Annotated in this window: 20 protein-coding genes; 5 read left to right on the forward strand and 15 right to left on the reverse strand. The window is 51.9% G+C overall.

All coding sequences use genetic code 11. The features are described from left to right. Positions 1–182: 182 nt before the first annotated feature. On the reverse strand, positions 183–2,798 hold the full coding sequence (adhE, locus tag PBA01S_RS00690) for a bifunctional acetaldehyde-CoA/alcohol dehydrogenase (RefSeq protein ID WP_127575092.1): 2,616 nt from the start codon (positions 2,796–2,798) through the stop codon (positions 183–185). Positions 2,799–3,246: 448 nt separating this feature from the next. Between adhE and PBA01S_RS00695 the strand changes: the two genes are divergently transcribed. Next, positions 3,247–3,963, forward strand: a complete 717-nt coding sequence (locus PBA01S_RS00695) for a Crp/Fnr family transcriptional regulator (protein WP_028538282.1) — start codon at positions 3,247–3,249, stop codon at positions 3,961–3,963. 295 nt (positions 3,964–4,258) lie between these two features. Here PBA01S_RS00695 and nirD read toward each other — a convergent pair whose 3' ends face one another. From nirD to PBA01S_RS00740, 9 genes are all read right to left on the reverse strand, one after another. Next, entirely contained in the window at positions 4,259–4,606 is a 348-nt protein-coding gene (gene nirD, locus PBA01S_RS00700) for a nitrite reductase small subunit NirD (protein WP_028538283.1), read from the reverse strand. A 31-nt stretch (positions 4,607–4,637) separates the two neighbouring features. Then, positions 4,638–7,070: a nitrite reductase large subunit NirB gene (gene nirB / locus PBA01S_RS00705; RefSeq protein WP_127575093.1), complete on the reverse strand. Its 2,433-nt coding sequence runs from the start codon at positions 7,068–7,070 to the stop codon at positions 4,638–4,640. Positions 7,071–7,309: 239 nt separating this feature from the next. Next, on the reverse strand, positions 7,310–8,029 hold the full coding sequence (locus PBA01S_RS00710; RefSeq protein WP_127575094.1) for a hypothetical protein: 720 nt from the start codon (positions 8,027–8,029) through the stop codon (positions 7,310–7,312). Between the two features lie 169 nt (positions 8,030–8,198). Next, entirely contained in the window at positions 8,199–8,765 is a 567-nt protein-coding gene (locus PBA01S_RS00715; RefSeq protein ID WP_009225302.1) for an FAD-dependent oxidoreductase, read from the reverse strand. Between the two features lie 63 nt (positions 8,766–8,828). Then, a complete protein-coding gene (locus tag PBA01S_RS00720) occupies positions 8,829–9,146 on the reverse strand; it encodes a winged helix-turn-helix transcriptional regulator (RefSeq protein WP_009225301.1) in 318 nt (105 codons plus the stop codon). A 169-nt stretch (positions 9,147–9,315) separates the two neighbouring features. Then, positions 9,316–10,284, reverse strand: a complete 969-nt coding sequence (locus PBA01S_RS00725) for a sugar phosphate isomerase/epimerase family protein (RefSeq protein WP_085170742.1) — start codon at positions 10,282–10,284, stop codon at positions 9,316–9,318. 18 nt (positions 10,285–10,302) lie between these two features. Next, positions 10,303–11,385, reverse strand: a complete 1,083-nt coding sequence (locus tag PBA01S_RS00730; RefSeq protein WP_016311659.1) for a Gfo/Idh/MocA family protein — start codon at positions 11,383–11,385, stop codon at positions 10,303–10,305. Next, the gene (locus PBA01S_RS00735) at positions 11,378–12,148 is read right to left on the reverse strand and encodes a sugar phosphate isomerase/epimerase family protein (protein ID WP_028538287.1); all 771 of its coding nucleotides are present in this window, start codon (positions 12,146–12,148) and stop codon (positions 11,378–11,380) included. Before PBA01S_RS00735 ends, PBA01S_RS00730 begins: the two co-directional genes overlap by 8 nt. 35 nt (positions 12,149–12,183) lie before the next feature. After that, a complete protein-coding gene (locus tag PBA01S_RS00740; protein WP_127575095.1) occupies positions 12,184–13,242 on the reverse strand; it encodes a Gfo/Idh/MocA family protein in 1,059 nt (352 codons plus the stop codon). 149 nt (positions 13,243–13,391) lie between these two features. On the opposite strand from PBA01S_RS00740, the gene PBA01S_RS00745 reads away from it, so the two are divergent. Continuing rightward, positions 13,392–14,213, forward strand: a complete 822-nt coding sequence (locus PBA01S_RS00745; protein ID WP_127575096.1) for an AraC family transcriptional regulator — start codon at positions 13,392–13,394, stop codon at positions 14,211–14,213. Positions 14,214–14,295: 82 nt separating this feature from the next. On the opposite strand, the gene PBA01S_RS00750 is transcribed toward PBA01S_RS00745, so the two are convergent. After that, a complete protein-coding gene (locus PBA01S_RS00750; protein WP_127575097.1) occupies positions 14,296–14,997 on the reverse strand; it encodes a TerC family protein in 702 nt (233 codons plus the stop codon). 453 nt (positions 14,998–15,450) lie between these two features. Here PBA01S_RS00750 and msrB point away from each other — a divergent pair, with 453 nt between their 5' ends. Further along, a complete protein-coding gene (msrB, locus tag PBA01S_RS00755) occupies positions 15,451–16,440 on the forward strand; it encodes a peptide-methionine (R)-S-oxide reductase MsrB (protein ID WP_016311654.1) in 990 nt (329 codons plus the stop codon). A 65-nt stretch (positions 16,441–16,505) separates the two neighbouring features. Here msrB and PBA01S_RS00760 read toward each other — a convergent pair whose 3' ends face one another. Further along, positions 16,506–17,072: a CGNR zinc finger domain-containing protein gene (locus tag PBA01S_RS00760; protein WP_127575098.1), complete on the reverse strand. Its 567-nt coding sequence runs from the start codon at positions 17,070–17,072 to the stop codon at positions 16,506–16,508. A gap of 130 nt (positions 17,073–17,202) precedes the next feature. Here PBA01S_RS00760 and PBA01S_RS00765 point away from each other — a divergent pair, with 130 nt between their 5' ends. After that, on the forward strand, positions 17,203–17,688 hold the full coding sequence (locus PBA01S_RS00765; protein WP_028538292.1) for a DinB family protein: 486 nt from the start codon (positions 17,203–17,205) through the stop codon (positions 17,686–17,688). Positions 17,689–17,715: 27 nt separating this feature from the next. On the opposite strand, the gene PBA01S_RS00770 is transcribed toward PBA01S_RS00765, so the two are convergent. Further along, positions 17,716–18,381, reverse strand: a complete 666-nt coding sequence (locus PBA01S_RS00770) for a YitT family protein (protein ID WP_127575099.1) — start codon at positions 18,379–18,381, stop codon at positions 17,716–17,718. A 444-nt stretch (positions 18,382–18,825) separates the two neighbouring features. Between PBA01S_RS00770 and hmpA the strand changes: the two genes are divergently transcribed. Beyond that, positions 18,826–20,031, forward strand: coding sequence for an NO-inducible flavohemoprotein (hmpA, locus tag PBA01S_RS00775; protein WP_009225290.1), 1,206 nt, complete (start codon positions 18,826–18,828; stop codon positions 20,029–20,031). Positions 20,032–20,102: 71 nt separating this feature from the next. Here hmpA and PBA01S_RS00780 read toward each other — a convergent pair whose 3' ends face one another. Next, positions 20,103–20,615 carry a Crp/Fnr family transcriptional regulator gene (locus tag PBA01S_RS00780; protein ID WP_009225289.1) on the reverse strand — a complete coding sequence of 171 codons (513 nt, stop codon included), beginning with the start codon at positions 20,613–20,615 and terminating at the stop codon, positions 20,103–20,105. A 123-nt stretch (positions 20,616–20,738) separates the two neighbouring features. Next, a complete protein-coding gene (locus PBA01S_RS00785; protein ID WP_009225288.1) occupies positions 20,739–21,668 on the reverse strand; it encodes a glycoside hydrolase family protein in 930 nt (309 codons plus the stop codon). Positions 21,669–21,673 lie beyond the last annotated feature (5 nt).

Genomic DNA, 21,673 nt, shown 5'->3' on the forward strand with positions numbered 1-21,673 from the left:
CTAAAATTTGTGATACTTTTCACAACTTAGACAATTATGGTACCCGGCCCCGAAAGACCGGGTTCCACTCACTTATTTCTGAGGGATCATTTATACTGTAATCATAGCTCTTCCTATCCAAAAAGATTGTGACAAATATCACATTGAGTGATATTTGTCACCTTTTTTACCCGCCTGTTCACTTATTCTTCAAATCTACCATAGAAGGCATCGCGATAAATCTCAGCCAGCTCGCTGACCAGCGGCAGCTTCGGATTCGCCGTCGTACATTGGTCTTCGAAGGCACGGTCCGCCAGGTAATCGACGCGCGATTCGAAATCCTTCGCATCGAAACCAAGCGCTTGGAACGATTCCGGAATGCCCAGCTTCTTGTTCAGATCGCGCACCGCTTTGATCAAGCTCTTCACGCCTTCTTCCGTCGTGCGAGCCGGCAGACCCAGAATGCGGGCAATTTCTGCATAACGTTCATCGGCAACGAAATTTCTGTATTTCGGCCATGCCGCAAATTTCGTTGGTTTCTTCGCGTTGTAGCGGATGACGTGCGGCATCAGAATCGCATTGGTACGTCCATGAGCCGTACCGTATTGACCGCCCCATTTGTGCGCCAAGCTGTGGTTGATGCCAAGGAATGCGTTGGCGAACGCCATCCCTGCGAGCGTCGAAGCGTTGTGCATTTTCTCACGGGCCAGCTTGTCACCGGTCAGTGCCGATTTCTCCAGGTATTGGAACACCAGTTGGATCGCTTTAATCGCCAGACCGTCTGTGTAGTCGTTCGCCATAACCGAGACATAAGCTTCGATCGCATGCGTCAGTACGTCCATTCCGGTATCTGCGACTGCAACTTTTGGCAAGCTGTATACGAATTCAGGGTCGATAATCGCGACGTCCGGCGTCAGCTCGTAATCCGCCAACGGGTATTTCGTATTGCCGTTGATTTTATCCGTGATTACCGAGAACGAGGTCACTTCGGAACCGGTACCCGACGTTGTTGGAATCGCCACGAACTTCGCTTTTTGGCCGAGACGCGGATATTTGTAGATCCGTTTGCGAATATCCATAAATTTTTGCTTCAGATTGTGGAAGTCGGTATCCGGATATTCATAGAACAGCCACATGCCTTTGGCTGCGTCCATCGGCGAACCGCCGCCCAGCGCGATAATGCAGTCCGGCTGGAATTTCGCCATCATCTCTGTACCGCGTTGTACAGTCGTGGTCGATGGATCGGGTTCAACGTCCGAGAACACTTCGATGGCGACTGGCGTTTGGCGTTGACGCAAGAAATGTTCGACTCTTTCCACGTAGCCAAGCTTCACCATCATCGGGTCAGTCACGATCATGACGCGGGAGATGTCCGGCATCTTCGCCAAGTATTGCGTCGAGTTTTTCTCGAAGTAAATTTTGCTAGGCACTTTAAACCATTGCATGTTCACGGTACGATGATTCACCCTTTTCACGTTGATCAGATTCACGGCCGTTACGTTCGACGAAGTCGAGTTGCGTCCGTACGATCCACAGCCCAGTGTCAGCGACGGCAGGTTCGTGTTGTAGATGTCGCCGATACCGCCTTGCGAAGAAGGTTGGTTCACCAGGATCCGGCAGGTTGGCATCCGTTCGGAGAATTGTTGAATCACTTCATCATTATTCGAGTGGATGACCGAGGAATGACCCATACCGCCAAATTGCACCACTTCCAGCGCACGCTTAATGCCTTCCTCTGCATTTTTCACTTTGTAGCAAGCGAGTACAGGACTCAACTTTTCTGCAGACAATGGGAATTTCGGGCCAACGCCTTCGATCTCGGCAACGAGAATTTTCGTTCCGGCCGGGACGTCGATGCCGCACATTTCCGCGATTTTTACGGCCGATTGACCAACGATCGCAGGGTTCACCGCACATTTTTCAGCGTTGATCGCGCCTGCGGTCAGCTTCGCAGCTTCTTCTTTATTTACAAAATAGCAGCCGTTGGCGATCATTTTCTTCTTCACTTGGTCAAAGATCGGTTCTTCGATAATTACCGCCTGTTCGGATGCGCAAATCATGCCGTTGTCGAACGTTTTGGACAAGATCAGGTCGTTAACCGCTTGATCCAGGTCGGCGCTCTTCTCAATGAAGCAAGGAACGTTACCAGGACCTACGCCGAGGGCCGGTTTACCGCAGCTATAAGCCGCTTTAACCATCGCGGAACCGCCGGTAGCCAGAATGCAAGCTACGTCCGGATGATTCATCAGCGCGTTCGTGCGATCCATGGAAGGATCTTCGATCCATTGGATGCAGTCCGCAGGTGCGCCGTGTTTAACGGCCGCTTCAAGCAATATTTTAGCGGCTTCTGCACTACATTTTTGCGCGGATGGATGGAAGCCGAAGATGATCGGATTGCGTGTCTTCACGGCGATCAGCGCTTTGTAAATCGTAGTCGACGTCGGGTTCGTAACTGGAGTAATCCCCATAATGATCCCGAGCGGCTCGGCGATTTTTTGGAAGCTTTCGTAAGGATTGTCTTCGATGACGCCAACTGTTTTTTGGTACTTAATGCTGTTCCAAATATACTCCGTTGCAAACATGTTCTTGATGATTTTATCTTCGTAAACGCCGCGTCCCGTTTCCTCGATCGCCATTTTCGCCAGATACATATGCTTGTCGAGTCCAGCCAAAGCCATCGCTTGCACAATCTTGTCGATCTGCTCCTGATCCATGCTCATGAAAGCTTCGGAAGCTTTCTTCGCTTTGTCGATCAACGTTTGAATATACTCTTGTGCGGTTGGCTGAGCTTTCACAGCCACTTCGTTTTTAACAGCCATCTCTCTCATCCTCCTAAATTTTTGGATTAGGGATTTGCTTGCACATGGTGGACTAAGTTTTATATTGTGAAAAAATTCACTTATGAGCGAATCCCTATGAAGCGTGTGTGCTTCTCTTTATGTCTTGATCATAGCACAGGCTTTTTGTTTTGTATAGTGAATTTTTTCACATACTTTAAAAAAGTTGAAAGTTTTTCACTTGCCACGATAAATTTTTCATATATACTTTACATTGTGTACATAGTGTCTCTTTGAAATACTTATCGAATGCTGCGAACGCCAGTTTATTATTTTGCACCGTTTTTAGCGTGAATATCCGATTCGACATAGTGAAATTTCTCACAATGTTCACTTTTTCGGGCTTTAAAGCCCCCAAAAATTATAAAAAACCAGTTATAATTAATTTAAAATTTTCAGAAAAATTTGGAGCACAAAGGGGAAATCGATGATGAGTGAAATTGTGAATGCCACCCTGCCCCGCGGCAATACGAGCTGTTTTTCAGAGCAAAACTTCAATCGCCTTCTCGTTACGATGAAAGACAAATCTTATCCCGAGGGGACACATTTGTTCTGGGAAGGAGACTATTCCGATAAACTGTTCTACATCAAGCGCGGCCGCGTGAAGTTGACGAAATCGACAGATGAGGGCAAAGAGTTGATCCTCTACATGTATGGTGTCGGCGATATGGTTGGGCAAGCCGATCCGTTCTTCAGCTCGAAGCATAGCTTTACCGCCGAAGTCATCGAAGACTGTGAAATCGGCATTATTGAGCAGAAGGACCTGGAAATCATGATTTGCCAGCATTGCGATTTCGCCATCGATTTCATGAAATGGATGGGCATCCATCACCGTTTGACGCAAACCAAATTCCGCGATCTGATGATGTACGGCAAACCGGGCGCTTTGTGCTCGACCTTGATTCGCTTGAGCAATACGTACGGCGAACCGCACGGAGATGCAATTCTGATCAATAAGAAGATCACCCATACTGACTTGTCCAACATGATCGGGGCAACGCGCGAAAGTGTCAACCGAATGCTAAGCGACCTGCGCAAAAAGGAAGCGCTGGACTATGAGAACGGGATGATCGTAATCAAAGACCTGGTCATGCTGCAAGATATTTGCCACTGCGAGCTGTGCCCGAACGAAATCTGCCGTATTTAACCGCCTAGTACTCGCCCTATATACGGCGTTAGTTCCGGTGTATTGAACCGTCCCATGATTGGAGGGCGGTTTTTTTGCTTTCTTCCCATCGCGTAAAAAAATCCCCCAATCCTCTTCGCTACCCAATGAGGTTGGGGGATACTTATGTGGTTATGAGCCCTATGCTTTCTTGCGCATGGGCGAAATGAACCAATATGCCATTGCGACGAATACCGCACCGCCCCCAAATCAAACTTGCCTCATGCTTCAAAAATAGCGCGGCGACCTTCCGATCACCGCGCTGTCGATAGCCGCACTACGCTTGCTGCAAAGCAGCAGCGGCAATGTAGACCTGTTCGTCCTCCACCTTGACCGGGAACATCGTGACCTGCCCGGTATCCGGTGCTTGAACGAGCCCGGTGGTCAGGTCGATTTTCCAATCATACAACGGATCATACAGATAATGACCCGATACGATCCCCTCGGCCAGCGGTCCGCCCTTTGGATGCGGATTTTGGTTCAGCGCCGCAAAAATCCGGCCATCCGATGTTCGGAACACGGCAATTTGCAGGCCGGCCACTTCCACGACACGCCCGATTTGCAGCAGAAAATCCTCCAAGGCACCAACAGGATAAAACGTTTCGCCCTTACTCTCCATACTCATGCACCATGACCCCTTTCTCTAGGACGCTGTATTACAGCTGGCTGCTCACTTCTAACGAGTGATACAATTTGCCAAGCTGTTCGTTGTCGTTCAGCACTTTTTTCCATGGATCGGATACTTGCTTCAAAGCAAATTCAATCCGTTCCATCAGCGCTTTGCGGTTCTTCACATCGTCAACGATAACCGAGCGGATATGCTCAAGGCCCATCCGTTCCACCCATTCCGACGTTCTCTCCAGATAGTTGCCGGTTTCACGGTAGTACTGCATCAGCGCGCCGCACACTTCAATCAATTCCTCATCGGTTTTCACCTTGCACAGCGAGTCCGCCAAGCGCGGCTTGATCCCGCCGTTGCCGCCAATGAAGACCTCCCAACCGCCGTCATTGCCAACGATCCCGATATCTTTGGTGCACGACTCGGCGCAGTTACGCGGGCAGCCGTTAACCGCCATCTTAAATTTCGCCGGGAAGTCCAGCCGCTCGAATTTGCGCTCCAGCAGCGCGCCCATACCCATTGAATCCTGGGTGCCAAAACGGCAGAACTGCGAACCAACGCAGGTCTTTACTGTGCGCAACGATTTGGCATAAGCATAACCTGACGGCATATCCAGCTCTGCCCACACCTTCGGCAGGTCCTCTTTCTTCACGCCGATCAAATCCAGCCGCTGTCCGCCCGTGACCTTGACCACCTTGACATTGTATTTCAACGAAACATCGGCGATTTTCTTCAGATCTTCCGGCGTTGTGACGCCGCCGTACATCCGCGGCACCACGGTATACGTGCCGTCCTTTTGAATGTTGGCATTCATCCGTTCGTTGACGAAACGCGAAGCTTTTTCATCTTCATGGGTATCCGGGTAGATCATGCCTAGATAGTAGTTAATCGCCGGCCGACACTTCGAACAGCCTTCCGGCTGCGTCCATCCGAGCACATTCATCACTTCTTTGGTTGTCTGCAGCCCTTTCGCTTTAATCTCGGCAACGATCTCGTCCCGGCTAAGCGTAGTGCAGCTGCAAATCCCCTGTTTCGCCGATTGGGTAAAGCCATCGCCAAGCACATATTGCAGGATCTGCTCGACGACCGGTTTACAGCCGCCGCAAGATCGAGTCGCTCCGGTGCTCGCTTTAATTTCGTCGACCGTCGTCATCCCTTGATTTACGATGCAGTCCACGATCGTGCCTTTCGTCACCCCGTTACAGCCGCAGACGATTTCCTCATCGCTCATCGTTTCGACCGATGCCTTCTTCTTGGTGCCGCCGCAGCAGCCCCCGCCCATCAGCGATTCGTACAACTCATCGGTCATCTCCGCGCCTTGCTTAATCAGCTTCTGCAGTTCAGCCGAATCTGTGATATCCCCGAACAGCACTGCCCCAACCAGCTTGCCGTCCTTCAGCAAAATTTTCTTATAGGTGCGTTTCCACTCGTCCTTGCTGACGATCACCGTATGCTCCGGTCCATCGATAAATTCACCGGTGGAGAATACATCCACGCCGGAAATTTTGAGCTTGGTCGATACGACCGAACCCTCATAAGGCGCGGTATCCACGCCGCTGATATGCTTCGCCAACACCATCCCCTGCTCGAACAAAGGCGCAACCAGACCGTAACAAACCCCGCGGTGCTCCGTACATTCCCCCACAGAATACACACCTTCAAGCGAGGTTTGCAGATAGTCGTTCACGACGATCCCACGGTTCACTTCGATGCCGCTGGCTTTAGCAACCGCAACATTAGGTCGGATTCCCACAGCCATAACGACGAATTCCGCCTCCAGCTCCGTCCCGTCGGCAAAGCGCAGGCCGCGAACCCGATGGTCGCCAAACAGCTCCGTCGTTTGTGCGCCCATCTTAAATTTGATCCCTTGCCGCTCCAACTCTGCTTTCAACATGCTCGCTGCCTGATGGTCTAACTGGCGTTCCATCAGATCTTCCATCAAATGTACAACCGTCACGTCCATCCCCAGTTGCACAAGGCCTTTGGCCGCTTCCAATCCCAACAGTCCACCGCCAATGACGGCCGCCTTCTTGTAGGTCTTCGCCGCCTCCAACATTTGCTTGCAGTCCGCGATGTCACGGAAGCCAACGACCCCTTCCTTATCGCTGCCTGGAATCGGCAAGATCAGCGAATTGGAGCCCGTTGCGATCAGCACTTTATCGTACGGGACGCGCAACCCATTATCGGCGACGACCTCTTTGGCTTCGGCATCAATCCGTTCCACTGCAGTTCCGAGATGCAAGGTGATCCCGTTCTCTTTGTACCAGTTCAAATCGTTCAGCACGATATCGTCCAGCGTTTTGCTGCCTTCCAGCACATATGACAGCATAATTCGATTGTAGTTCGGATGCGGCTCGCTTCCGAATACCGTAATGTCAAATTTCGTAGTCAACTTCAGGATTTGCTCTACCGTGCTGATTCCGGCCATTCCGTTACCGATAACAACTAGTTTCTCTCGTTCCATTCCCATATCTTTAAAATGCCTCCTCCAATAAACACCTGGGTCTCATGCAACTTGACGATAGTTAAAATTTGAAGTGCTCCCATGCTCCCAGTATACTTTTCAAATAAGGAGGACTTTGTGATTCCATTCACATTAATTGTGAAAATATTAACATACTTTTGTCATAACTTTTTCAATGTTCTGTAAAAAAATCCGCTCTCCCGGATGATCACCAGGATTACGGATCTCTAAGTTACATCGTACTTCTATTGCGTCGCCAAGGTAATCTCCACGTAGTCTTGCGGCTTTAATCTCATATCCAGGCCATTATCCAGCAGCTTCTTCCCATTCACTTTCAGGATCCATTGCTCGTCCTGCTTAGGGGTATAGCCGCCGACGGAGATAATTGATTTATGGTTAGGGTTAAACTGTACCAATCCACTGTGCTTCAGGAGATCTCGAACGGTGGTGTTATCACTGTATTTATGGACAAAATATTGCTTCTGACTGCCCCCGTCGATAATCAACAGCAAGGACGCCAGCGGCGAGATCGCTTCATAGCTGTCCACCGTCTTGACGTAAACCAGCAGCTTGTCACCCATTTGCAGCTCCTGATCCCAGTTGGTAGAGGCCAGCTCCTTATCATTTAGCCGGGTCCCCCATTCCAACGCCGAATCCAGCGACACCTCCCCCACCGATTGAATGGCGGACTGGTCCTCTGTAAATTTGACAATCCCGCTGCTTGCCAAGGCATGACGTACCGTTAACCCGTCGATATAATCAAAATGCAGGTTACGCGTCACATCAGGGATAAAGGTGCCTCCATCAATCATTAATGTGATATCGTGGGGGTGTTCTACTTCTGTTGTCTGCGTCTCCGCTGGTGTCGGTTGATCCATAATCTGGCCGCGGGCGCACGCCGACGCGATTATGATTATAGTCAGTCCTGCCATACATCCAACGAACCATCGCCATCTGTTAAACATAGCCGCCCTGCCTTTCTCCTCATCATTTTCCCAACTTCGGCCAGATCGTATTCCTTCTTCTTAAGCATACCGGACAAAGTGCAGGTTCTCAAATTTCAGGCTCCCTGATGGATATTGGCAAAAATAAAAAGGCCCCCGTCATCGGAAGCCTGTTGTATGTTCAGATGTCTTACTTAAGTACGTCGTGATCAACGTAGCGTTCGCCGTTCATTTCGCTGATCAACTCAATCGCGACCTTCGCGCCGTCGCCCGCGGTAATGATCGTATGCACGCTTACCCCGGCAACCGTTCCTGCTGCCCAAATGCGCGGAATGCTCGTACGGCCTTGGCCATCCGTAGCAATCACCGTTTTGATTCGAGGTTCGCGGCCTTCCTTCAGCTCCAAACCGATAGCGCTTGCAAGGTCGGTTAACGCGCCGGTGGCCAATATGATATGGGACGCTTCATAACTGCGGCCGGATTCGGTCTTCACCGTAACCGTTGAACCACCGTTCGTATCGATGTCAGTCACTTTCTCTTCAATGAACTTCGCGCCGAATTTCTCCGCTTGCTCCCGGCCGACCTTCAGCAAATCGGGTCCGGAAATGTCCTTCGCACCGTAATGATTCTCGATCCATGCCCGTTTGGTCATACTGGAGTTGCTGTCCAGAACGAGCGTTTCTTTACCTGCCTTCGCCAAGAAAAGTGCTGCACTAGCTCCTGCAGGTCCTGCTCCAATAACAATTACATCAGCCACACGTACACCTACTTTCTATGATATTCCATGCCGCCCGCTCGCCGGTAACGGCATGTTCGTTGTTTATTTAATCCACTCTTCCGCCCAGGACTGCACTTGTTCCATAACGGGACGAAGCGCCCGGCCTTTCTCCGTTAGTTCATATTCAATCCGGACCGGCGTCTCAGGATAGACATGGCGAACCAGGATTCCTTCACATTCCAGATCCTTCATCCGCTCGGATAACATTTTATCGCTCATGGAAGGAATCTGATTCGAAATATCCTTAAATCGCTTGGGACCGTCCATCAGCGTTTTGATGATCAGACCGTTCCAACGTTTGCCTAAAAACGAAAATGCCGATTCAAATCGCGGACACATTGCCTGGGAATGCTCATCCATAAAATTCACCTCGTTATCATCGCCGACCTAAGGGCTGAAAGCTTACAATTTGTTAGTATATTTCATAATAGCATATTTATTAGAGGAAAGTAAGGGGGATGCCCGGTCATTTAAAAAAACGACCGCCTAGGCGGCGGCCGCTAGTATAGTATATTACGCTGGTTGTAACTTATACCCACCACATTTCGCCGGCAGAATCTTCCACCAACACCTGCTGGAGATTGCGTACCGCCTTCGTGAACCCTTCGTCGATCGACATCAGGCCGTCTTCATGCTCGATGCTGACAACATAATCGTAGCCATACAAGCGAAGGGCACTGATAATGTCCGCCCAGGTTTTCAAATCATGGCCATATCCTACTGTACGGAACTGCCAGGCCCGATCCTGCATCATCGTATAAGGCTGCATATCCGTAAGCCCGTAACGGTTCACGTTCACCGGATCAATCGTCGTGTCCTTGGCGTGGAAATGGTGAATCGCCCCAGCCCGGCCAAGGATCGAGATCGCCTGCACCGGATCAATTCCCTGCCACCACATATGGCTGGGGTCCAAATTGGCGCCGATGGCTTCCCCAGCCGCTTCGCGTAGGCGAAGCAGCGTGGCCGGCGTATGCACGGAGAACCCGCCGTGCAGCTCCAGACCGATCTTCACATGATGCTCTGCGGCATAACGGCCCATTTCCGACCAATACGGAATCACCTTCTGGTTCCACTGCCAATCGAGGATCTCCTGGTAATCGTTCGGCCACGGTGCAACCGGCCAGTTCGGATATTTCGCGTCCTCGTGATCGCCGGGACAGCCGGAGAACGTATTTACCACCGGCACCTCCAGTAATTCAGCCAATTGAACGGTCTTGACGAAAGCGTCATGGAACTCTTGCGCCACCGCCTTTTGCGGGTGCAGAGGATTGCCGTGGCAGCTGAGCGCACTGATCGTTAACCCCCGCGATTCCACCGCCCGTTTGAACTCCTCCCGCGCTTGTTTATTTTCCAACAATACATCGGGATTACAATGCGCGTTGCCAGGATAACCTCCAGTCCCGATCTCTACAGCTTTTAGCCCCTGTGCCGCTGCCTTATCCAGCGCCTGCTCCAAGGGGAGCCCTCCGAACAATACGAGAAATACGCCTAATTTCATCTCCGGTCCCTCCCGTGATTAATCAAAATAAACCGTTTTACCCGTTCTCGCCGACTCGTAAATCGCTTCCAAAATTTCCGTGACAACCAACGCTTGCTCCGGTTTCACCAGCGGTTCCTTATCCTCGAGAATCGCTTGTACCCAAGCTCTTGCTTCACGAGTAGCTTCGGTCTCCTGTTTCCCCTCGAAGAAGGCAACACCGCCCGAGCCCAAATCAATCTTCGTTTCATACAGGCGACTCAATTTCTCCCCATTGATCCGTAGTCCGTTGGTCATGTCCGCGCCGCCTTCCGTTCCGCACAGCAGTGTTTTGGCTTCGCCGATATCCACGATGTTCAGCGCCCAGCTTGATTCCAGAATGATTGTCGCGCCATTCTTCATCGTAATGAAGCCAAATGCGGAGTCCTCCACTTTGAACTCCTCCGGATTCCATGGCCCGAATGCATTCGCTGCATTCTCGCGGCTGCCAAGCTTGTGGAAGACAGAACCGGTGACGCTCTTCGGCTCATAGTTGTCCATCAGCCACAAGGTCAGATCCAGAGCGTGCGTACCGATATCAATCAATGGACCGCCGCCTTGCTTCTCCTCATCGAGGAAGACGCCCCAAGTTGGCACGGCCCGGCGGCGAAGCGCCAGCGCCTTCCCCAGATAAATGTCACCGAGCTCACCCTTTTCGCAAATTTCCTTCAAATACAAGCTGTCGCTGCGGAAGCGGTTTTGATAAGCGATCGTCAGCTTCTTGCCCGTACGCTTCGCCGCATCCAGCATTTGACGCGCCTGTTCTGCCGTCTTAGCCATCGGCTTCTCGCACATGACATGGCGGCCGGATTCCAGCGAAGCAACCGTAATTTCAGCGTGGGAATCGTTTGGCGTGCACACATGTACGACTTCGGCATCGCTTTCCGCCAGCAACTGACGATAATCGGTGTATACCTTGGCATTCTCGCCACCGTATTGGGCAGCAGCCTTGGCTGCGCGTTCTTCGATGATATCGCAGAATGCGACCATCTCCACCTCAGGCTGCTGGGCCAGGCTTGGCAAATGTTTACCGTTCGCAATCCCGCCGCAGCCGATAATAGCTACTTTCAACGTTTTAGACATGAAGTTTACCTCCTTTTTGCGCATAGTCACGCACCCATTCCATGCTTGTCTGAATGCTCGTGAGCGAATCTCCGGCACAATGGTCCTGCTCGACGATTAACCATTCCACCCCCGCATCAATTGCAGCATCACCGATCTCCGTAATGGCAATTTCCCCGCGGCCAAGCTCAACCGTATCCGGTGAACCGTCTGCCTTCTTGACCACGTCCTTCCAGTGCACCAGCGGAAGCCGCCCCTTATATGTAGCGATATAATCCAGCGGATTCGCTCCAGCGAAGGCAACCCAGCAGGAATCGAGCTCCACCTGCAGCAGATGTTCAGGCACTTGCTCGTAGATGGCGTCAAGCACCGGCTTGCCATCGTGTTGCAATGTCAGCTCAAAATCATGATTATGATAACAAAGCACTAAATCTTCCTCTTTGCACTTTTCACCGAATATTTTCAAATCTTCGATGATTTCCGACCAACGGTTGCGGTCTTCCTCCGCTAAATAAGGAACGATAATATAGCGGCTGCCAATCGCTTTATTAAACGCCAATTCCTCGTCGATCGCTTCCTTCAATCGGGTATAGGGCGTATGCGCACCAATCGCCGTTAATCCTGTCTCCCGCAGAATCTCCTGTACTTGCTCTACGGTACGTCCATAAAAACCGGCAAACTCGACACCTTGATAACCAAGCTCCGCCACTTTGCGCAAGGTTCCTTCAAAATCCCGTTCCAAATGATCTCTAACCGTATACAACTGCAAACCAAGTTTCGTCATGGGTTCATTTCTCCTCTTCATCATAAGTAAGTCCCTTAGAGCTCTACAGGGCTCAACAGGATATGCCGACCTTCATTCGAGGACCGGGCAACCGCATGCATCGCTTCCAGAACATGATAAGCCAGTTTCCCGCTGGCTCGATGCTCCCGGCCTTCCTGCATCGCTTGCACCATTTCCTCAATACCGCGTCCCCGCTCGTTCTCTTCGCTGGCAAATACCGGCGGCAACGTCTCCCAAGTCTCTTCTCCGGCCCAACGAAGCTTCACCTCGCCGGTAAACCAGTTCGGATCTGGGACTTCCAGCGTGCCTTCGGTGCCATAAATCTCCATCCGCGGCAGCATGCTCCCGCCTCGCACATCAAAGCTGGTCACCAGCGTACCGATCGCCCCTCCCACGAAATCCAGCGAAGCACTGTAATGGGTTGGCGTATGAACGGGGATCCGGGTGCCCGCTTTCGGTCCCGAGCCGATCGTCCGCTCCGGAATCTGACTTCCCACCGAACCGCTGACCCGGCGAATCGGTCCCAGCAATTGGACTAGCGCCGTCAGATAGTACGGCCCCATGTCAAACATCGGCCCGCCGCCTTCGACATAGAAAAACTCGGGATTCGGATGCCAGCGTTCCGGCCCGCCGCTGACCATAAACGCGGTAGCTGCCACCTGACGTCCAATCAACCCGTCATTAATCGCCTTGCGGGCCGTTTCCAGCCCGGCGCCAAGGAAGGTATCCGGGGCACAGCCGACGCGGAGGTTGCGTGCCGCAGCCAGCTCCAGCATTCGTCTGGCGTCCTCCAAGCGGATCGCCAACGGCTTCTCCACGTAAACGTGCTTACCGTGCTGCAGAGCCGCAATGTTAATCGCTGCATGGGATGAAGGCACCGTGAGATTCAGAATCAGGTCGATTCTAGGATGCCGTAACATTTCTTCAACTGTGAATACGTTTTCAATTCTGAATTCCTCGGCCCGCTCGCGCGCCTTCTCCGGAAACTGGTCGGCCAGCGCCACAACCTTCAGCCTGTCGCTCTTCGCCAAATGACGGAGGTAAGCCGGACTGATGTTGCCGCAGCCGATAATGCCAATCTGGATGTCTGTCATTTTGGTCACTCCTGCCAAGCAGATGTTTGTCTATTTGATGCGCTACCCATGTACCATGGTATTTCAAATTGCTCCAATGTAAAATGAATAATATGATTGAAACATGAACAATCTGGTCATTTTTTTCGAGAACCCTGTGGAGGACACCGATGAACAAAGAGGCAAATCTGCAAATTTTATATGCTGGTTATTCGTTGCACCGCAAACCGTTCCACACGACCCTGCCGAACGGGCACGAAAATTATCTCATCCGCCTGCAGACGTTAGGCAAATGCCGCACGCGGCTAAACGGGCGGCTGGAGCTGCTGGAGCCTGGGGATTTGCTGCTGTTCGCCCCCGGGGACCCTTACGAGTTGAAAATCGAAGCCGAAACGAACGGAACTGGTGAACCCGTGGTTTCCAGCGGAGATTACCATATTTTCTTGTCCGGGGAATGGATTGAGTCCTGGTGGAATCGCCGGCCGCTTCCACACCGTTTGAAGGTTCCCCTGTCCGAAGGGATGGTTGGAGCCTTCCGTCAGATTATGCTGGAGCAGCGCCGCATCTCTAACCCCATGCCGGAAATCTCCGAATATTACTTGAAGATTCTGTGCTTGGAGATTGAACGAAATTTGCTCGAGCAGCCGCAGCCCACCTATCCTACCTATCTTGCCCACCGTCTAAAAAATTATATCGAAGAGAACGCCTCCTCGCCCTTTAAACTGGAGGACGCTGCAGCCCACGTCGGCATCAGCGTGTCGCGGGCGGTGCATCTTTTCAAGCAGGCCTTTGGCACCAGCATGATTCAATACACGCTGGAGGTGCGGCTGAACATGGCGCGGGAGCGGATTATTTTTAGCCCTTTATCGCTGGAGCATGTTGCGGAAAGCTCCGGCTTCCCTAGCTACAACTACTTTCATAAAGTATTCCGCAAGCGATTTGGCATGTCGCCCAAGCAGTTTCGTTTATCTGCCCGGGAGAACAACAATTAACGAGCGAGCCAACAAACACAAAAAATAACGCCGCGACGGCCGTTAATCGGCCGCCTGTGGCGTTGTTCTCTTGCGTTTCCTATTAGCTTCCGTTTGTTTGCGGCATCGCTTTCGCTTGGTGAAGCCGCGCCTTGCGCTTCTTCATGAGGTTGCCAAGCAGCACGACCGCAGCGATGACGAGCAGCTCGAAGCCGTATTTAATCCAAGGGCTGGCGAACCAGTCATGAATCAACGGTTCTTCAACGATCATCTTGGATGCAGTCCAAGCCAGCACAGCCGCCCCAATCGTAATGACGATCGGAAAGCGTTCCGTCAGCTTCAGAATCATCGTGCTGCCCCATACCATAATCGGTACGGATACAGCCAAACCGATAATGACCAACAAGGTGTCCCCGTGCGCTGCGCCAGCGACTGCAAGCACGTTGTCGAGACCCATCATGGCATCGGCGATAATTATCGTGCGAATGGCCGCCCACATTTGGTTCCCGGCCTTGATCTCATGACTTTTCTCCTCAATCAGCAGTTTATAAGCAATCCAGACTAAAGCAAGCCCTCCGGCAAGCCGTAGTCCCGGGATGTTGAGCAACTGCACAACGAGCAGTGTCATGACGACCCGGATCACAATTGCCCCCAGGGTTCCCCATACGATTACTTTCTTCTGATCCTGTTGCGGTACATTGCGGGCAGCAAGCCCAATAACGATTGCGTTGTCCCCAGCTAAGACGAGGTCGATCAGGACGATGGATAATAAGGCCATCCAAAATTCCGGTGACAAGAAGTCCATGTTCTCTCCCCTTTCTAATGTTCCATGCGTGCGGTTCTATTTTTTTGGATCACGGCCTCGCCATTCACGTCCGTTGCCTCAGGCCAGCAAGATGGCGAGACGGTTCAATCGGACGATCGAGATGGCTGGGACTACGGGAAGATCCCACCGTTCCAAAAAAAATGCGCCGTGTCCGTATTGGGCACGACGCATATACGCATCAAAAAAGACCTTTACCCAATACTCGCTACGGGCAAAGGTCTCGCTAACAACTCTTCGTTGCCAATAAAGCCGGGGTATGTATAACTCCCGTAATGACGACTTTATTGTAACAGCTACTCCCCTTTGGGAACCATGCATGTTTTATTGAGTTATATTATAGCACGCACTTTACGAGAGAACCAGCCTTTTATGCTATCATTTTGGCTTTGTGTCAAAACAAGTTATAATAGTGATGAAATGGAGGGATCCCAAATGAGTCCATCAACAAATTCCAATCTCAAATTAGCCACGTTTGCCGGAGGCTGCTTCTGGTGCATGGTGTCACCATTCGAGGAGCTGCCCGGCGTTCACGGCATTATTTCTGGATATACCGGCGGTCACACGGTAAACCCTACGTACGAGGAGGTTTGCGCTGGGAACACCGGCCATTATGAAGCGGTGCAGATTACGTACGATCCGGACATCTTTCCTTACCGCAAACTGCTGGAGTTGTATTGGCAGCAAATTGATCCAACTGACGCAGGCGGCCAATTCCATGACCGCGGGGATTCGTATCGGACCGCAATTTTCTATCATGATGAGCAGCAGCGTCAGGAGGCGGAAGCTTCCAAGCAAGAGCTTGCGCAAAGCGGCCGCTTCGATAAACCGATTGTTACCCCGATTCTGCCGGCAGCCCCATTCTATCCTGCCGAAGAGTATCATCAGCAATATCATAAGAAAAATCCGGGACACTATCGGCTGTATCGCAAAGGTTCCGGACGTGAAGATTTCCTGGAGCGCCACTGGTCCGGCCCTGCCAATCGGGAAGAGCTGAAGCGCAAGTTGACGCCAATCCAATACGAGGTCACACAAAATAATGCGACTGAGCGTCCTTTTACCGGAGAGTATTGGGACCATGAAGAAGAAGGCATTTACGTGGATGTCGTCTCCGGCGAGCCGTTGTTCAGTTCCCGTGACAAATACGATGCCGGCTGCGGTTGGCCGAGCTTTACCCGCCCGATCCGGAGCTATCACATCAAGGAGAAGACCGATACCAGCCATTTCATGATTCGCACTGAAGTGCGCAGCCGGCTGGGCGATTCCCACCTGGGTCACGTCTTCGAGGACGGTCCGGAACCAACAGGACTCCGCTATTGCATCAATTCGGCAGCGCTCCGCTTCGTGCCGAAGGCCGATTTGGAGAAGGAAGGATACGGAGAATATCTGTACCTGTTTGAAGATGAGCCCAAATCGCAAAAGTAATACCTGAAACAAGAAACAGGCAGCCCCTCTCGGCCGCCTGTTTCTTGTTATTTATGAAGAACAAGCTATTGCTCGCCTGGATCGGTTCCCGCCTTCTTACGGGCGCGAAACCTCCGCACCTTCATCAAATTGCCGCACGTCTTGTCTTCACAGTATTTCTTCGTCCGGTTACGCGTGTCATCGTAAAAAAACCAGCGGCAATCCGGGTTATCACACAGGCGAATTCTTGACGTTTCCCCGTGAAGCAGCGTTTCACCGAAGCTGGCGGCAATCTCTGCCCGCACATGGCGCCAGTCCTCCGTCACTGGAACATATTGCAGCCGGATGTCTCCCGGTTCTCCGGACAACCTGCGGGTAACCAGATCCTGCGCCAAATGTTTATTGAGCACCTGCCAATCCGCCTCCCCCATCTTACCGCCTCCCGCCAGTTTGACCGTTAAGGCATGCAGGCGTTCCCGAAAATGACGCATGGCCAAGACCTCTTCCGCCGGCATCGGCACAGGAGCAGTCAATTGCCATTGATTAAGGAACCACTGCTGCCAGTTCAGCTTCTCCAGCCGATCTTCGCTGCGTCCGCTTCCCCGCCAGTCATGCCACTCGCTGTTCAAAAAATCACTCCATAATGTTTCCACTTCGAAGCCCCCAAATCCGTAACGACCTAATCAATAAATAAATGGTTACATTTCTCATTTCTTCTGCTACAATATCATTGTAACCCTTGAAATCGTAATTAGCCAGTTACAATGATAAGGAGGAAATGGAATGAGCATTACCCCCGTCGATTTACTCGTTGTGCAAAAGGACAATACTTGGGATGTCGAGGAATGGATCGTGCCGTTGTCGACAGCATTGGAGGGATTGACCGCCGAGCAAGCTGCTTGGGCTCCTCCGGGAGGCGGAAATACGATCTGGCAAACCGTCAATCATATCAACTACTATAACGGGCGGATGCTCAGCCGTTTGAAAGGAATCGAACCAGGCCCCCGATTCGAAACGAACGAAGAGAGCTTCAACGGTACTGGAGTTCAGGACGAAGCGGCCTGGGAAGACGTGCTCGCTGAAACGAAACGAATTCAATTGGAATTGCGCGAAGTGATCGCTTCCTTGACCGCTGAAGCCCTGGCGGCACCTTATGTCAATACGGGCGAGTCGTACGGACACGAACTCTCCCGCTGGATGCTGCATGATGCCTATCATGCCGGACAAATCGTATTGATCCGCCGGCAGCAGGGATCTTGGAGATCCTGATCCATCAAAGAGAAAACGGCCCGAGCCTTAAGCTCGAGCCGTTTTCTCTTTGATTGGATGGTAAGGCAGCCGCATCGGCGTAAGCTGTCCCTGACCGTAATGGACGGTCCAGGTAATCACTTTGCCGGCGATCAGCACTGCCAATATGGTAAACATCGTTTCTTTGAATGGTAAATATAACAATGAGACCGTCAGCACGACCGCATCCATGATAATAAACATCGTACCGATCTTGATGCCGGACCACTGGCTTAGAAGCATGGACAAGATATCGTCCCCGCCGCTCGCTCCGTCGGCCCGCAGCACAAGTCCCGCACCGAAACCGGTGAGAAGACCCGACAGTAATGCGGCCAACGGCAGGTTGCCGTGCAGGTTCATCGACAGCGGCGAAAATTGCTCGCACAACTCGTAAACCAGCGAAAACGTCAATGATGCCACCACCGTATTCAGCACGAACCGATGGCCCTTCAACCACCAGGCAAGCACCACGATCGGCAAATCGAGTGCGATCATGGTCAAGGCCGGAGGCAGGTTAAACAAATATTTGCCAAGCAACGCCAGGCCAACAAATCCGCCTTCCGACAATCCGTTCTGAAAATTGATGTGGTAATACGTAAACGCCAATAAACTAGATCCTGCTAACATCATTAATAACCGAGTACCGTACGTCTGCCATCTTGCTATTGTCCTCATTTGGAATCCCTCTTATCGTAGTTTGGTTGACCATTCGGCAACACCCTACGGAGTGAGTCCATGAGGAATTCATCCTTCGCATGATTTCACGCTTCCTTCGTAGGTTTGTCGCCGAAATACCGACTAGCTACGAAAGGAGCTAAGTGTAAGAGAGATCACAACGTTTCCAAATCGTCCTTTGGGATTTCGTCCTTCGGGGACTCATGGTATCCTGATCCTTTCTGTTAGAATTTCTTCTATTCATATTATACCACAAAACGAATCATGACTCCACGGGACAAGCGACAAGCCAATTTATTTCCTTGGATTGTGTGATAGATGTCATTGCATTTTAGTAACAGTTCACACATTGGCAATTTTCGATGTGACGAAAGTCACCTTTTGACCATTCAAGCCTTCCTATACTGAGGTGGAACGAAAAATCAAGGAAAGAGGGTTCCACCGATGCTTGATTCAAAGACGATCGAAATCATTAAATCTACCGTACCTGTTCTCGAAGTTCATGGACAAACGATTACGAAAACCTTCTATCAGACCATGTTCAAAAATCATCCCGAGCTGCTCAACGTGTTTAACCATGCCAACCAACGCCAAGGCAAACAGCCTACCGCGCTGGCGAATGCGGTGTATGCCGCTGCGGCGCACATTGACCGTCTGGAAGAGATTCTTCCGGTCGTTCGCGGCATTGCCCAGAAGCACCGGGCGTTAGGAATCCAGCCGGAGCAATACCCGATTGTTGGCGAGAACCTGCTCGCCGCCATCAAGACGGTGCTGGGTGACGCCGCCACCGAGGAAATCCTTGATGCTTGGGCTAAGGCATATGGTGTCATTGCGGACGTATTTATCAGCGTAGAAGCGGAGATGTACCGCGAAGCCGAGCAAAAAGAAGGCGGTTGGCGCGGATTCCGCCGCTTCATCGTTGACCGGAAGATTAAGGAGAGCGACGTGATCACCTCCTTTTATCTGAAGCCGGAGGACGGCCAAGCGATTGCCGCCTATGAGCCGGGGCAATACATTACTGTCCGTGTGAAACCGGAAGGCCAGGAGTTTACCCATCTGCGCCATTACAGCCTGTCCACGGCACCGGGCAAGCCGTATTACCGGATTTCGGTGAAACGGGAGGATGCTGCGGAGGACCGCCCGGCGGGCATTGTCTCGACCTATCTGCATACCCAGATCGAAGAAGGCGATGTGCTCGAACTTAGCGCGCCGGCCGGCGATTTCACATTGAATCCATCGTCGAACCTGCCGCTTGTGTTGCTCAGCGGCGGCGTTGGTCTTACGCCGATGGTCAGCATGTTGGAAGCAGCGCTGCAAGGCGAAATCAAACGCGATATCGTCTATGTCCACGCCGCTCGCAACGCGAAGCACCATGCGATGAAGGAGCATATTGCCGAGCTCGCACGGACCAACGACAATCTGCGTACCTACACCGTATATGAAACGTCCGAAGCCGGCGAAGGCTGCGACAAAACCGGCTATATCGATCTGCCTTGGCTGAAGACGATTACGACAGCTGACAGCGACTTTTACTTCTGCGGCCCGGTTCCCTTCATGAAGGCGGTTCGCCGCGCCCTGAAGGAATGGGGCGTGCCCGAAGAGCGGATTCACTTTGAATTTTTTGGACCGGCTGGAACCCTGGACGAATAAGCGGCATACCAAAAGCGCGGATAACCGGAGCAATCCCCGGTTATCCGCGCTTTTGTTCGTGAAGCCGTTTCTTATGACCGTTCGTGACCATGGCTGCGCAGCAGCCGGTTCACCGTCTCTCGCCGCACGCCGATCAGCTGTCCGATCTCTTCTTGAGTCAAATAATCGGTCAAAGGTACGCCATGAGCATGCTGTCCCAGCCATTTCGTCAGCAGCTCCAGACGTTCAGCCGGCGTCCCTATCGTCAAATGGTCAAGCCGCTCCTGCATGAACCGAACCTTCTCCTGCAACAGCTGCGCGACCTCCAGCGGCTTCTTCGGATCCTCCTGAAGCTCGCGATACCATACCTGCGCAGGGATCGCTTCAACCTCGCTGCGCATGAGAGCGATCGCCGTCCCGTGCACCTCTTTCGGGGTAATCAAGGAATGATGCGGTACCGTTTCCCCCGGGTACAAAATATTAAACAAAACCATGTTCCCGTTCGGGTGCAGACGCGTTACCTTAAACAGCCCGCTCTTAATATGGTATAGAAAAGAACCATCGTCCCCTTGACGGAACAAGATTTCGCCTTTATGTAGGATCATGCCAATCTCTCCATTTCCACAACTGCCAATTAGTTTTATTATAGCAAAAACAGAGAAGACTGTCCTAACCAAGATCAAAACAAAGGCTGTCCCCGTCTATTTCTATGGGGCAGCCTTCTGTTATTACGGCCCATTGAGTTTACGATGCCAAGCTTCATAGCTGTGAACGGCAATGCCGGCAAACGATCCGTGCCTTTTCCCCAGCTCCTCTAACCTTTCCATTTCCCGGTCCAGCGAAGCAAGCGGCAGATCATGGAAGGAGACGCCGGGCCCTTCCCGGCTCTCGCCCAGCTCGACGCCCACCCAGACCCGTTTCTTTTGCCGATCCGCTTCATTTAGCGTCCGCTGTGAAATTTCATAGATGCGGCCTGCAGCATCCCGATAGGCCATAATCGCCAAGTAATCGAACTGATCAACCATCCAGTCGCCCAGCGGCAGCTTCAGGGCTCCGCTCGGGTGATCTATCCGATCCAGCCAGAATGGAACGGCCGCACCGATCGCAAGATCGTTATATCTCGCCTCTTCAGTCCAGATACGGATGCCCTCCATCCATTGCTCTACCACGGTTTCTTGATCGTTCCGCCAACGGTCCAGCAAATAGGGCTCAACGTCCAGTTGGACGCCCGCAAACCGCTCCTCCGGCTTCCCTTCCCGGTTGAAGTCGATCACCCATTTCAGAAACGCCTCGGCTTCGCCCCGATGCTCCCGCAGCGCCCAATCCGGATGACCGCTTAAAGCATGCACCTGGATACCTGCCTGGGAGGCAGCGCGGATGAAGCTGCGGTAACTGCCCTGCTCTACCCCGCTGCCAATTTGCAAGAAGATTGTATTCACGCCCTGCCTGCGGACGAAGTTCAGCAGCTCGTCCGGTTGCTGTTCGATCACCTTCGTTTCCCAAATCCAGGTTGCCTTCGCTTGTGAACCTGATGGCCGGATAAAAGCCAATAACATAAGCAAAGCCAATAGCAGCATTCCGCCAAGCACCAGCAGGGTCGGCCGCTTGCTTCCCGACAACGCCCGAAGGCGGACGAAGATCGGTTTTTTGAGTATCAAGACTC

Origin of the sequence: Paenibacillus barengoltzii NBRC 101215, from assembly GCF_004000745.1 — a bacterium.
Lineage (GTDB): Bacteria > Bacillota > Bacilli > Paenibacillales > Paenibacillaceae > Fontibacillus > Fontibacillus barengoltzii.

Excerpts from the sequence above, each read along its gene's own strand:
- PBA01S_RS00770 (WP_127575099.1), bottom strand. The coding sequence starts at position 18,381 with ATGAGGACAATAGCAAGATGGCAGACGTACGGTACTCGGTTATTAATG.
- nirD (WP_028538283.1), bottom strand. The coding sequence starts at position 4,606 with ATGAGTATGGAGAGTAAGGGCGAAACGTTTTATCCTGTTGGTGCCTTG.
- PBA01S_RS00725 (WP_085170742.1), bottom strand. The coding sequence starts at position 10,284 with ATGAAATTAGGCGTATTTCTCGTATTGTTCGGAGGGCTCCCCTTGGAG.
- PBA01S_RS00740 (WP_127575095.1), bottom strand. The coding sequence starts at position 13,242 with ATGACAGACATCCAGATTGGCATTATCGGCTGCGGCAACATCAGTCCG.
- PBA01S_RS00745 (WP_127575096.1), top strand. The coding sequence starts at position 13,392 with ATGAACAAAGAGGCAAATCTGCAAATTTTATATGCTGGTTATTCGTTG.
- hmpA (WP_009225290.1), top strand. The coding sequence starts at position 18,826 with ATGCTTGATTCAAAGACGATCGAAATCATTAAATCTACCGTACCTGTT.
- PBA01S_RS00695 (WP_028538282.1), top strand. The coding sequence starts at position 3,247 with ATGAGTGAAATTGTGAATGCCACCCTGCCCCGCGGCAATACGAGCTGT.
- PBA01S_RS00765 (WP_028538292.1), top strand. The coding sequence starts at position 17,203 with ATGAGCATTACCCCCGTCGATTTACTCGTTGTGCAAAAGGACAATACT.
- adhE (WP_127575092.1), bottom strand. The coding sequence starts at position 2,798 with ATGGCTGTTAAAAACGAAGTGGCTGTGAAAGCTCAGCCAACCGCACAA.
- msrB (WP_016311654.1), top strand. The coding sequence starts at position 15,451 with ATGAGTCCATCAACAAATTCCAATCTCAAATTAGCCACGTTTGCCGGA.
- PBA01S_RS00750 (WP_127575097.1), bottom strand. The coding sequence starts at position 14,997 with ATGGACTTCTTGTCACCGGAATTTTGGATGGCCTTATTATCCATCGTC.
- PBA01S_RS00780 (WP_009225289.1), bottom strand. The coding sequence starts at position 20,615 with ATGATCCTACATAAAGGCGAAATCTTGTTCCGTCAAGGGGACGATGGT.
- PBA01S_RS00730 (WP_016311659.1), bottom strand. The coding sequence starts at position 11,385 with ATGTCTAAAACGTTGAAAGTAGCTATTATCGGCTGCGGCGGGATTGCG.
- PBA01S_RS00735 (WP_028538287.1), bottom strand. The coding sequence starts at position 12,148 with ATGACGAAACTTGGTTTGCAGTTGTATACGGTTAGAGATCATTTGGAA.
- nirB (WP_127575093.1), bottom strand. The coding sequence starts at position 7,070 with ATGGGAATGGAACGAGAGAAACTAGTTGTTATCGGTAACGGAATGGCC.
- PBA01S_RS00720 (WP_009225301.1), bottom strand. The coding sequence starts at position 9,146 with ATGGATGAGCATTCCCAGGCAATGTGTCCGCGATTTGAATCGGCATTT.
- PBA01S_RS00710 (WP_127575094.1), bottom strand. The coding sequence starts at position 8,029 with ATGTTTAACAGATGGCGATGGTTCGTTGGATGTATGGCAGGACTGACT.